Source organism: Pseudomonas sp. FP215 (assembly GCF_030687795.1).
Classification (GTDB): Bacteria; Pseudomonadota; Gammaproteobacteria; order Pseudomonadales; family Pseudomonadaceae; genus Aquipseudomonas; species Aquipseudomonas salmasensis.
This window is the reverse complement of record NZ_CP117447.1, coordinates 683,434-696,616: the sequence shown is the minus strand read 5'-3', so window position 1 is coordinate 696,616 and position 13,183 is coordinate 683,434. Positions and strand designations below refer to the sequence as shown.

At 61.4% G+C, this 13,183-nt stretch carries 7 protein-coding genes; 5 read left to right on the top strand and 2 right to left on the bottom strand.

Translation table 11 applies throughout. From position 1 onward, the window contains the following. Positions 1-8: 8 nt before the first annotated feature. The 4 genes from PSH76_RS02960 (at position 9) to ureC (ending at position 3,174) form a co-directional block, all read left to right on the top strand. A complete protein-coding gene (locus PSH76_RS02960; protein WP_305493570.1) occupies positions 9-521 on the top strand; it encodes a GNAT family N-acetyltransferase in 513 nt (170 codons plus the stop codon). Between the two features lie 5 nt (positions 522-526). Further along, positions 527-1,060, top strand: coding sequence for a GNAT family N-acetyltransferase (locus PSH76_RS02955; protein WP_305493569.1), 534 nt, complete (start codon positions 527-529; stop codon positions 1,058-1,060). Further along, positions 1,057-1,362 carry an urease subunit beta gene (locus PSH76_RS02950; protein ID WP_034134776.1) on the top strand — a complete coding sequence of 102 codons (306 nt, stop codon included), beginning with the start codon at positions 1,057-1,059 and terminating at the stop codon, positions 1,360-1,362. Before PSH76_RS02955 ends, PSH76_RS02950 begins: the two co-directional genes overlap by 4 nt. Positions 1,363-1,473: 111 nt before the next feature. Next, positions 1,474-3,174, top strand: coding sequence for an urease subunit alpha (gene ureC / locus PSH76_RS02945; RefSeq protein ID WP_032893788.1), 1,701 nt, complete (start codon positions 1,474-1,476; stop codon positions 3,172-3,174). Positions 3,175-3,237: 63 nt separating this feature from the next. On the opposite strand, the gene PSH76_RS02940 is transcribed toward ureC, so the two are convergent. Further along, a complete protein-coding gene (locus PSH76_RS02940) occupies positions 3,238-4,176 on the bottom strand; it encodes a DnaJ C-terminal domain-containing protein (protein WP_032893790.1) in 939 nt (312 codons plus the stop codon). A 230-nt stretch (positions 4,177-4,406) separates the two neighbouring features. Further along, entirely contained in the window at positions 4,407-11,354 is a 6,948-nt protein-coding gene (locus PSH76_RS02935) for a dermonecrotic toxin domain-containing protein (RefSeq protein WP_305493568.1), read from the bottom strand. Between the two features lie 166 nt (positions 11,355-11,520). On the opposite strand from PSH76_RS02935, the gene PSH76_RS02930 reads away from it, so the two are divergent. Beyond that, on the top strand, positions 11,521-12,789 hold the full coding sequence (locus tag PSH76_RS02930) for an Hsp70 family protein (protein ID WP_032893792.1): 1,269 nt from the start codon (positions 11,521-11,523) through the stop codon (positions 12,787-12,789). Positions 12,790-13,183: the final 394 nt, after the last annotated feature.

Below are 13,183 nucleotides of genomic sequence, written 5' to 3'. Positions count from 1 at the left end.
GCGCGGCCATGATTCGTGATGCAACCGAACACGACCTGCCGGCAATTCACGCCATCTACAACGACGCGGTGTTGAACACCACGGCGATCTGGAACGAGCAACCGGTGGACCTGGCCAACCGCCAGGCCTGGTTCAGTGCGCGCCAGGCCCAGGGCTATCCGATCCTGGTCGCTGTAGAAAACGACGAAGTCACCGGTTACGCCTCGTTCGGCGACTGGCGCCCCTTCGAAGGCTTTCGCTACAGCGTCGAGCACTCGGTGTATGTGCGCAGCGACCAACGTGGCAAAGGCCTCGGCCCACGGCTGATGGCGGCGTTGATCGAGCGCGCTCGCACCGGTGGCAAACACGTGATGGTCGCGGCCATCGAAAGCGGCAACCTGGCCTCGATCCGCCTGCATGAACGCCTGGGCTTTATCACCACCGGGCAAATGCCCCAGGTGGGTATCAAGTTTGGCCGCTGGCTTGACCTGACCTTTATGCAACTGACTTTGAACCCGGGCGCACAACCGCCCAAGGAGTGACATCGATGAGCGTTGCACAACTGCGTCGAGTCAATGCGGAAAGCTTTGCCCATTACCGGCGGGGCTTGATCGAGCTGTTGCTGGACGCGGTGCAGCATGGCGCTTCGGTGGGCTTCATGGCCGACTTCGATGAGGCCCAGGCCCGGGACTACCTTAGCGGCGTGCAAGGCGGTGTCGAGGACAGCAGCCTGCTGCTGTGGGTGGTGGTGCGCGACGAGCAGGTGATCGCCAGCGTGCAACTGGCGCTGTGCCAGAAAGCCAACGGCCTGAACCGCGCCGAGGTGCAAAAGTTGCTGGTGCACAGCAGCTCCCGTCGCCATGGCCTGGGCCAGCAATTGATGAATACCCTGGAACTCGCCGCGCGTCAGCACAAGCGTGGCCTGCTGTACCTGGACACCGAGGCCGGCTCCGGCGCCGAAGCCTTTTACCAGTCGCTGCGCTACACCAAGATCGGTGAGCTGCCCGACTATTGCCAAAGCCCGGACGGGCGCTACAGCCCGACCGCCATCTACTTCAAGACCCTGGGGCAACCTGCATGATTCCTGGTGAATATCAGATCCAGCCTGGCGAGATCGAACTGAATGTCGGTCGCCGCACCCTCACCCTCGGCGTGGCCAACAGCGGCGACCGCCCGATCCAGGTGGGTTCGCATTACCACTTTTTCGAGACCAACGACGCGCTGGAGTTTGACCGCGCGGCCAGCCGTGGCATGCGCCTGAATATTCCGGCGGGCACGGCGGTGCGGTTTGAGCCGGGGCAGCGGCGAGAAGTGGAGTTGGTGGAGTTGAGTGGTGCAAGGCGGGTATTTGGGTTTGCAGGGCGGGTCATGGGCGACCTTTAGGGCCTCATCGCAGGCAAGCCAGCTCCCACAGTTGGAATGCAATCCCCTGTGGGAGCTGGCTTGCCTGCGATAGCGATTTCACATTCCACACCTATTGTTCAGGGCACACACATGAAAATCACCCGCCAAGCCTACGCCGACATGTACGGCCCCACCGTCGGTGACAAGGTGCGCCTGGCCGACACCGAACTGTTCGTCGAAGTGGAACAGGACTTCACCGTCTACGGCGAAGAGGTCAAATTCGGCGGCGGCAAGGTAATCCGCGACGGCCAGGGCCAGAGCCAATTGCTCGCCCATGAAGTGGTCGACACGCTGATCACCAATGCATTGATCATCGACCACTGGGGCATCGTCAAGGCTGACGTCGGCTTGAAGAATGGCCGCATCCACGCGATTGGCAAAGCCGGCAACCCGGACATCCAGCCCGGCGTGACCATGGCCATCGGCGCCAGCACCGAAGTGATTGCCGGGGAAGGCATGATCCTCACCGCCGGCGGCATCGACTCCCATGTGCATTTCATTTGCCCACAGCAGATCGAAGAGGCGCTGACCAGCGGCGTCACCACCATGATCGGCGGCGGCACCGGGCCGGCCACCGGCACCAATGCCACTACCTGCACCTCCGGCCCGTGGCACCTTGCGCGGATGCTGCAGGCCAGCGATTCGTTCCCGATGAACATTGGCTTTACCGGCAAGGGCAACGCCAGTTTGCCCGAGCCGTTGATCGAGCAGGTCAAGGCCGGTGCTATCGGCTTGAAGCTGCACGAAGACTGGGGCACAACGCCGGCGAGCATCGATAACTGCCTGAGCGTCGCCGATGCCTACGACGTGCAGGTGGCAATCCACAGCGACACGCTCAATGAGTCGGGCTTCGTCGAAACCACCCTCGCCGCGCTCAAGGGCCGCACCATCCACACGTACCACACCGAAGGCGCCGGTGGCGGCCACGCGCCGGATATCATCAAGGCCTGCGGCTTCCCCAATGTGCTGCCCAGCTCCACCAACCCGACGCGGCCGTTCACGCGCAACACCATCGACGAGCATCTGGACATGCTGATGGTGTGTCACCACCTGGACCCGAGCATTGCCGAAGACGTGGCCTTTGCCGAAAGCCGTATCCGACGCGAAACCATCGCCGCCGAAGACATCCTGCACGACCTCGGCGCGTTCTCGATGATCAGCTCCGACAGCCAGGCCATGGGCCGTGTCGGTGAGGTGATCACACGCACCTGGCAGACCGCCGACAAGATGAAAAAACAACGTGGCCCCCTGCCGGGCGACGGCGCGGGCAACGATAACTTCCGCGCCAAACGCTACATCGCCAAGTACACCATCAACCCGGCGATCACCCACGGCATCAGCCATATCGTCGGCTCCATCGAAGTCGGCAAATGGGCCGACCTGGTGCTGTGGCGCCCGGCGTTTTTCGGCATCAAGCCGACGCTGATCCTCAAGGGCGGCGCCATTGCTTCGAGCCTGATGGGCGACGCCAACGCCTCGATCCCGACGCCACAACCGGTGCATTACCGCCCCATGTTTGCCAGCTTCGGCAGCTCCCTGCACGCCACCAGCCTGACGTTTATCAGCCAGGCAGCACAGGCCGCAGGCCTGCCCGAGGCCCTGGGTTTGAAAAAGCAGATTGCAGTGGTCAAGGGTTGCCGCGATGTGCAGAAAACGGACCTGATCCACAACGACTATTTGCCGGATATCGAGGTGGACCCGCAGACGTATCAGGTCAAGGCCGATGGTGTGTTGCTGTGGTGTGAACCGGCTGAAGTGTTGCCGATGGCGCAGCGGTATTTCCTGTTCTAGCTTCGCCCCATGTGGTGAGGGAGCTTGCGCCCTCACCACAGGTACAGCGTGTTCGCGTAGGCCTCAGAACTGCTCGCGTGGGTTAAAAGCGGCTTTTTGCGCCAGCTCCTGCCACAACGCTTTCACATCGTCGTTACCCGCCGCAGGCATGACCGCCTTCAGCTGAATGAACAGGTAGCCGCGTTGCCCGGCCTTGTTCAGCAAACCATGGCCCTTGGCACGCATGCGCTGGCCGTTCTGGCTGCCCGCTGGCACCTTGAGGTTGATCTTGCCGGTGAGGGTCGGCACGGCCACTTCCGTGCCCAGCGCCAACTCCCAGGGTGCCAGCGGCAGGTTGATGATCAGGTTTTCGCCGTCCACCTCGAACTTGGGGTGGGGTGCAAACTTGATGATCAAGTACAAATCACCGTTGGCCCCGCCACCGATGCCCGGTGCGCCCTGAGCCTTGAGGCGAATGCGCTCGCCATCGGCCACACCGGCCGGGATCTTCACGTTCAGGCTTTTGGTGGTATTGCTCACATGCCGACCGGAGGCATCGTATTGCGGCACCTGGAAGCTGATCTGCTTGGACTCGGTGGACAGGGTTTCCTCCAGGGAAACCGTGAGCTGCATCTCCACGTCCTGGCCCTTGCGCCCGGTAGGACGGCGCTGGCCGCCACCGAAAGCATCGCCGCGCGAGCCGAAGATCGAACTGAAAAAGTCCGAAAAGTCGCCCGCGTCCTGGCCGCCACCAAAGCCGCCACGGCTCTGCCAGCCCGGCGGGCCCTGGAACGGCTGGCCATGCTGGCCGTATTTGCGCAGTTCATCGTATTCGGCGCGCTTGTCGGCGCTTTTGAGCGCTTCATAGGCCTCGGACGCATCCTTGAACTTGGATTCGGCATCCTTTTCCTTGCTGACGTCCGGGTGATATTTACGCGCCAGCTTGCGATAAGCCGACTTGATCTCCTTGTCGTCAGCCGTCGGCTCGACACCGAGAATCTTGTAATAGTCTTTGAAATCCATGGGGGCATCACCATCCGTTATCGATATCGCGCAGCCCGCCACACGGCACGCCATGGCTGGCAGCCTGGGAATTGATGTCAGGGCGCGTCATAAGTTAAGCGGCGGCACACAGGTTTAATGCAATGGCTGTGTACCGCCTGGATATGCCCACAAGATTGGGGCAAAACGCGGTCTTTCAAGATGCGATACCGCTATTTACGACGACGGACGGGTTACCGACCTGCGTAGGATCAAGCGAACAGCTTTTTTATCATCCCCTCGGTGTATTGGTAGTCCAATCGCAGCTCGGTGCCCGCGGCGATGTCTTCAGTGGCGAAAAGGGTGTTGAGGATGAACGGCTTGCGCTTTATCTGCGCCCCTGGCCCCACGCCCAGCCACATGTCGGCCTCAACATCAAACCCCACTGTCTCGACGTTATAGCCACTTGGCGCCTGGCGCAGCGGCTTGCCGTTTTCGTCATATTCAAAGTGGGTGTTTATTCGCGACAGAATATTGTCCCCCGACAAATGAATCGGCACCTCCATCAGAACGTTACCCTCGGCGACCTTCTGGCTGCCCACCTTCATGGTGTAGGTCTGGCCGCCCTCGCCGAAGATCCCCGACGGCAGTACGGTACCGCCGTAGACACCGACGATTTCCCCTTTGGCGATACGCCGGTTGGCCACCACCATGGACTGGCCGATCAACGCCTTTTCGCCAGGCACTTTCACATCCTGCGCGGTGAACGTGCGCAGTTGCAGTTGCGCTTCATAGCGTGCACCGACGTGCTCATAGCCTTCGAACTGGATGTAGGGTTTGACCTGCGCGGAGGTGTATTGCGCGCCGGAATCCAAGGTCACTTGCCTCTCCAGGGTTCGGATACGGATCGGCCTGCCCTGGTAATCCCTGAGTGGGTACTTGCCGTTGTTGGCGCGGATGTAACTGCCGACCGGATTAGGGTTGGCCGTGAAGTGCACTTCCCGGCGCATGTAACTGAGTTCGGCCGTTGTATAGGGCTTGACCGGCATGGATTCCGACGCGTCGACAAACTCATCGTCGGACCCCGGCGGCGCCATCCCGCCCGCCAGGCCTCGGCGGCGCCACACGCCATTGACGTCAGGCTTGGCCACGATTGCGCTGCTGGTCAGGCGCAAGGGGTTATCCGCCGCTTGTACCCATAACACGTAATGCTCGCCATCACCCGCATCGGGCATGCTCGCCACGAAGTAGCGCTTGCCATTGAAGTCGATGGCTTGCGCCTGGGACAGTTGCAAGCCGTTGCCATCGCTATCCGCCAACACTTCAAGGCTCGCTGTCGGCACCAGCGCCTGCGCCACTTCATCGCGGCTCAAGCGTTCGATCAATTGTGCTTCTTCAATCTCGAACTGCGCCTGCAATGCCTTGACCTTGGTGTCGTAGGTTGCACGGGGCAGCGTCCCGGCCTCGAAGTCGCGCTGCAAGGCTTCCATTTGTTCGTGATGGGGTTCGTTCTGTGCTTCAAACTGCGCCCGGTATTTATTCGCCACATAGTCTTTCCAGAAGTCTCTGGCGAGCATGGCTTGCAACTCCTGGGCGGAGTTATCCAGGCTGAGCACCCGTTGGTAGGCCGCATCAAGCATAGCCTGGGTCACATTGCCGAAATGGGCAAACCGGGCCTGCTGCGGTTGGCCGGGCAATTCAAGGCGATCCTTGAGCCCATGGCGATACGCCATGCGCACCTCCACCTCTTCCACGGCCCTCAAGGCGCTCTCCCGTTGGGCAGGGCTCAAGCCCTCACGCGCGTTGATCGCAGCCCTGCGCTGGTCGATATCCTCCAGGGCGATCTTTTCCAGCTCATCGAGACGGAACAGCCCCTTGGACAGCTTCAGCAGGGCCTCACCCTGGGTCGAGTCCAAAGCGAGTGCCTTGGCGTTGTAGGTCATCAGCAGAATCTCCAGGTTGCTGAAGGTCAACGCCGCCCGGTCACAGCAGGCCGCCCGCCCCGCCCACTCGAACATCTCCTTGCGCAACTGCTCGGACTCATTGCTGTTTTGAGTGATGCCATCGATCACCTCCCAGATGCGGCGCTGCAAGTCTTCACGCCCGGCAGGCGCTATTTCCAGGTCCCGGAGCACTTCAAAGAAGCCGTCCGAACCCTGTAACGCACGCAGGGTGGACCACTGGAGCCGGCGCTGCGCCAACTGCTCAGTGGAAAAGCCCGTGGACCAGCGCCGAAACGGAGCATCCGCGTCATGCGACACCACCGGGCCATCCACCGCACTCGTCACACTGGCGACCAATCGATTGGCTGCTCGCTCGGTGGCGGTGAGCCGGTCGCCGTAGGCGTTGATGCGTTGTCGCGTATCGGCGGACAGCGGGTTAAGGCCCAGGTCGGTTACCCGGGTGACCCGCAGTGTCTGTTCCAGTTGCTCGTCCGACGGGGCGATCAGCGCATCGGGCAAGGTGGAAATATTGTTGCCTCGCAGGTACACCATGTCCAACAGGGGGAGCTCGTCCAAGCCGGTAGGCCAGGTATCGAGGCCGGTGGCCCCCATGCCCAACGAGTGCAGGTTGGTCATTTGGCTGAAGTCCGGCGCCCTACTCAGGGGGTTTGAATTGAGTACCAGAGCCTTGAGCGTGGTGCGTGACGAGAGTATCGCCGCCGAATCGGCAGTCAGGCGGATCCGGTTGTTTTGCAGGGACAAGCGGGTCAAGCCATGCATCTGCCCCACCGCCGGCGGTAACTCACGCAACTGGTTCTTGGACAAATCGAGCCAGCGCACCCCACGAAAACGCGCGAGGAACCCTTCCGGCGAGGTTCGAAGGTTCATATTGCTCAGTTTGAGCGAACCCACATGGCTGAAATCAGCGTCCAGGTCAGGCAGGCTCGGCAGGTTCAGATCACTGAGGTTCAACTCCAGGCCGAAAGGTTCGCCATCATTGGTGAGCTGTTGCGGTGTTTCTTGCCTCCAGCAGCGCAAGATGCGGTCCCAGGCCTGGTGGCGGTCACGCAAAGACCCTGCGTCATTGGCACGCTCGCCAACACGCACATAGCGCTGGCGCTCACCACCGCCTGAGAACAGCCACCCGTTCAACTGCCGGAGCAGCACAGAATGCTCTTGCCAGAGGCGGTTGAGCTGCGCATCGGCCCCTTCACCCCAGGACCAGATAAGCGCCCTGGCCTTCTGCACGGAGTACTCGGGGTACATGTACTGCACCTTCTCGATGCGCGGGTTTTTACTGTCGAAAGCGCCCTCCAGTGCCCCTTGCAACAGGTCGGGTCGAGACTGGGCCAGGTCCTGCCAGTACTTATCGAAGGTTTTCCAATAATCGGGGGGGAAGCGATTATTCTCGAGCAAGGTGACATTGTTGATCCGTGCCACGGTTTCCAATTGATCCGCGGGCGGCACCAGGTTGTCCTGTGGTACCTGTTGCAGACGGTTTTGACGCAGGTCGAGGCGCTCCAGCCCGGCTTGCTCTCTCAACCCCGAAGGCCACCGCTCGATGCGCGTCCTATACAGATTCAGCTCTCTTAAATGGGGCATGCCACTGAAGTCTGGGGTTACGCCCAGCGGATTACTCGACAGGTCGAGCACTTGCAGCGCATTGAGATTACTCACCAAGCCCGCGCTATGTTCAGTCAACTGCAAGCCGTTGTCGTGCAGCTTCAACGCAGTGAGCTGCTTCATGTCGCCAATCACCGCAGGCAGCTCGGTCATTTCGGCCCCGGTGATGCTCAAACTGTTCAGCTCGTTAAAGTTTTCGAGGAACAACACACTGGAATGCCCACCCCATTTGACATTCGACAGCACCAATTCCTGGACATGGTCGAAGCCTCCTTTTATGGCGGGCAAATCCACCCCATAGAGGTTGTCCCTGGGCAGGCGAATGTGCAGTTGGCTCCCGGTCTCACGGCGCCAGCAGCGTTTGATCTCTTCGCTCACACGCCACTCCTCGCTGTAAGGGGCCAAGGCCCGCGCTCCCTTAGCTTGCGCCCAGACTTTCAAGGTTTTTTTCAGGGTGCGGTACTCCAACTCACGGCGGCTCAACTCGCCCCGCACGTCTTCACCCAGCGACTCAATGAACGCCGTGACCTGCTCGTCGCTGAAGGTTGGAAACAACCGCCGTACCCGCTCCGCCGGGGAGCGAAGCACATTCCCCGCCGTCCTTAACAACTGACGCACCCCTGGGGCGCCGCCCAACAGCCTGGCCATCGGGTCGTAGTCAGGTTTGCGCAGTGGGTTCTCCTCCAGCACCGTGCGCAACGGCTCTCGCGGTAACGGGCTGCGTTGAATCGCCTGCTTGAGCTCAACGGCACTGCTCAAGCCCAGGCGCTGGCGTTCATCGAGTGCCAATTGTTCCCAGATAGCGCTGTAGAAATCACCGGGCATGGAGGCTTGGAAGTCGCCGCTTTCCAGCAGCACCAATGTGCGTTTATGCGGAAAGTCAGGCGAGCCGATGGCATCCAGCACCGTGCCTTCAGCCGAATACTGACGCAGCTCGATGCGCGAACCCCGGTGCCAGCCCGGCAGGGTTTCCAGGGTGCGCAAGGCCAGGCGCTGGCTATCGAGGTGCGTCTGGGTGTCCAGGTGCAACCCTTCGTAGGCACGGGCCACCCGGGTTTCCTGGGCACACCATCGGGCTTGCGTGGCCAGGGGCTCGGGCAAGCGACGGGTGCTGCGAAAGGCCTGCAACTGATCGGTCGTCGCCCCTTGCAGCACACGCTCGGCGACCGGTGCGGGCAAGGCCGGGTAGGTATCCAGCAGACGTTGCACATCGGCATCGGGCGCAGGGTTCAGCGCTTGGTAGCGTTGTTCCAGTAACGGCCCCTTGAGGCTGTCAACGGCATCGCCGAGATAGTGGCGCAGCTTGCCGGCGCGCACCTCCAGCGACTCCTCGGGGCTGCCGGGAAACTCCTTGAGCAGCGGGTCGACACCCTGCAACGTATACAACAACTCGCGCAGCAAACCGCCCCGGGCCATGGCGCTTTCGGTCACCACCATCACGCGCTTGCTGGCTGAAGCCGGTGCGTCGGGCGTCTCCCAGAGCACCTCGCCCTGGGGGCCGATGACTTTCAGCGCCACGTTATCAGGCAACAGGCCGCGGCGTTGAAGCAGGTCAAATTGCAGCTTGGGTTCGGCTTTAGAGTATTCCAAAGGGTCACTGCTTCTGATGCGCTCGGCAAAGGTGGTGAGCTGCTGGTGCAGTTCGAAGCGTTTGAGCGTGTCTTCCAGTAACCACGGCAACGGCTCGTGATGGAGCGCGGCCTGGCGCAACACGTCGGTGTCGACACCGCTGATGCGCAGCGGGTCCGCCTGGTCGACAAGCCCCAGGCGCTTGAGCAAGGTCGGTTCATCCCAGGTCAGCGGTTCTTCCAGCTCATGGCTCCATACCCCGTTGTGGTTGTGTTCCAACTCTGGGGTATAGGCGCCGGAGCGGGTCGGGTGCTGGATGCGGTAATCGCCAGTGAGGGGGTCTTGCTTGACCTGATAATGGGCGTCCTCGAATGCCACCAGTTGCTGCCCGTCATGCTCGTACAGGCCAAGCGCGTTGGCCTTGGCCTCGGGCGCCGGTTTGACGGGCGCTTCGTAGGGCGCGAGGTCAGGGTTCCACAGCACCTGCTTGCCGGACGGCATCGTCACAGGCTTGAGATGCTCCACCGCGCTCTGCCATTTGACGGCAGGCAGCACCTTGGCGCCGGTGGCAATAAACGCCACGTTCAACGCCACCGACGCAAAATGCGCCCACATTTGCCGTGGCTCGCCTTGCCCATAGGCCTCTATCCCTTCAAAGACCTCGTAGCACATCTGCGACGCGCCCACGGCCAGCATGATGGGCCCCAACCCTGGCACCACGAAGGCCGCCAGGTTGAACACACTGACAGCGGCGTCGAAAAAACCTTCCAGACGCTCCAGCCGCGCCTTGCGGTCCTCGTCCTCGGTGGGTACGGCCACGGCCCGCGCATCACTCAAAATCTTGCGGATATGTGCCTGGCGACTGCGCTGCCAGAGGTCACCACTGAGCAGGAAGCCGTCCATGGGCAAACGTACCAACGAGGTACGCAGCGGATAATCGGCCCCACCGTTGCCGTTATCGGCTGGCTGGTACAACCGGCTGAAACGGGCGAAAAAACCGCCTTGCTCGCGCACCGGTACAAAGCGGCTGAAAAAGCGTCGGTAGGATGCGCTGTGCAAGCGCATGCGCAGATCGACCATGAACTCGCCACTGGAGGCGTACTCCTTGACCGGCTGTTGCGGGTCGCCGGGTATGTACACCACCAGTGGCTCGGTACGGTCCGAACGTTCACGGTCTGGCCCGATCAGCAGCGGCCCTACCAGCACACTGTCAAACACCTTGAGGGCGGCGTAGGTGACCGGCTTGCCCGCCAGCTTTGGCGTGCCGGAACCGGCCACTACCAGTTTGAGCATCTGGTAGGCATCGGCGCTCAACGCCCCGTTTAACTGCAACCGGGCAATCTCGATGCTCAGCGCCAGTTGCTGGCGTTGATGCTCCTCAAGCAACTGCTCCAGCGCCTCGCGCTCTTGGGCGGCGTCGGGTTCGACAACCGCCTTGATGTGCTTCTGGTATTGCGCGCCGAGGTCCAGGGTGCGGCACAGCTTGGCAAACTCATGGGGCTTGATCGCCACCGCGTGGGCGTTGACGGCGGCGAATGTCGCAATGATGTGGGGGTTCTCGGGATTCCAGCGGGTAATGAGTTGGCAATCGGTGCACGGCGAAGGCTGTTCTTCATCGGCCTCGAAATTGGCCAGAGCCGCTTCCAACAGGGATGTACCACGGTAGGTGTAGGTCAGGCTGGGGTCGTTTTGCTGTTCAAAAACAAAGGCCCCGTAGAAATCGTCGCGAGCACCTTTGTAGGCGTATTTGCGCACGAGGAACACATTGCGTACATCCAACTCCAGGTTGAACTGCTTTTTGATCGCGTCCTTGAGCGGCTGCTCGGCGAACGCCAGGATGTCGTCGATCTGGCCAAGATGTTCTTCGATTGAATTGAGGGTTTCGCGAAAACGTGTGTGCTGCTCGGCCAGGGTGGTTTTGTCTTGGTGAGTCGCGGCCAGGTACCAGGAAGGAATGTCCATCTCGTGCTGGCCCAGCTCTTCCTGGCGCTGGGTCGTGCCCTCCAGGAACCAGCTTGGCACGCGTTGTTTGAGGAAGTCGTAGTGCACGCCGCGCAGGTCGGCGGTAAAGGTTGCATCAGGCATAGCGGTTCATCCGTGAGCGGTAAAACCGCAGCCTAGCCAAACCCCGGCAGCCTCAAGACGTAGCTATGTAGCGCGAATGCCGATGGATTTACGGATCACCGGTCTACGCATCCGCGCGCCAGTGGCATACACTGCGCGGCCGTTTTTTGCCCGGAACCTGTGAGACATGAAAAACGCATCCCCAGCCCGTGCCTGCGGCATCGACTTCGGCACGTCCAACTCCACCGTCGGCTGGATCCGCCCCGGCGAGGAGACGCTGATCGCGCTGGAGGACGACAAGATCACCCTGCCGTCAGTGGTGTTCTTCAACTTCGAGGAGCGCCGCCCGGTCTACGGTCGCCTGGCGCTGCACGAATACCTGGAGAACTACGAAGGCCGCCTGATGCGCTCGCTCAAGAGCCTGCTGGGTTCCAAGCTGATCAAGCACGACACCAGCGTGCTCGGCACTGCCATGCCCTTCACCGACCTGCTGGCACTGTTTATCGGCCAACTCAAGAGCCGCGCCGAAGCCAACGCCGGCCGTGAGTTCGAAGAAGTGGTGCTGGGCCGCCCGGTGTTCTTCGTCGATGACGACCCGATGGCCGACCAGGAAGCAGAAAACACCCTGGTGGACGTGGCGCGCAAGATCGGCTTCAAGGACATCTCCTTCCAGTACGAACCGATTGCCGCGGCCTTCGACTACGAGTCCACCATCACCAAAGAAGAGCTGGTGCTGATCGTCGACATCGGCGGTGGTACCTCCGACTTCTCCCTGGTGCGCCTGTCGCCGGAGCGTCGTCACAACGACAACCGCCAGAGCGACATCCTCGCCACCGGCGGCGTACACATCGGTGGTACCGACTTCGACAAACAGCTCAGCCTACAAGGCATGATGCCGCTGTTCGGCTACGGCAGCCGCATGAAAAGCGGCGCCTACATGCCCACCAGCCACCACATGAACCTGGCCACCTGGCACACCATCAACTCGGTGTACTCACAAAAATCCCAGCTGGCCCTGGGCAGCATGCGCTACGACATCGAAGACACCGGCGGCATCGACCGCCTGTTCAAACTGATCGAACAGCGCGCCGGGCACTGGCTGGCCATGGAAGTGGAAGAAACCAAGATCCAGCTCACCCACCAAGACAGCCGCCACGTGCCGCTGGACCGCATCGAAGCCGGCCTGAGCGTAGACCTGAGCCGCGCACTGTTCGAGTCGTCCATCGACAGCTTGCTGGAACGTGTACGCGGCAGCGTCACGCAGTTGCTCAACGACGCCTCGGTGAGCGTGGCGCAGGTGGACACCGTGTTCTTCACCGGCGGCTCCAGCGGCATCCCGGCACTGCGCCACAGCATCTCGGCAATGCTGCCGAATGCGCGGCATGTGGAAGGCAATATCTTCGGCAGTATTGGCAGTGGTTTGGCGATTGAGGCGAGCAAGCGTTACGGTTGCTGAGTTGTAGCTAAAACCGTGGCACGCCCCTCCGACGGTAACCACGATGCGAAGCGAGCCGCTCTTGATCTTGATCTGCTTTTGATCTTAAGCGCCCCGTCAAACCACGCTGGCCGAACGCAGGCTTGAATTCGTGGGTAACCCGGCAGGACGCCGGGTTAGCCGCCCCGCGCCATGGATGGCGCGTGGCGGCGGCCCACGGATTCAAGCCTGTGTTCGGGCACACCGAGCGTGAGCGAGGTGCCGAGTGGTGGGGCAAGAGCCCTTTGGTTACTTTGGGGCTTTTCCAAAGTGACCCGCCGTCAGGGCGGAACCCTAAGCGGCCGTTACCGCAGCAATGGATATACACACAATCCAACTGCGTTGACTGCCAGGCCGCCTTCGCGAGCAAGCCCGC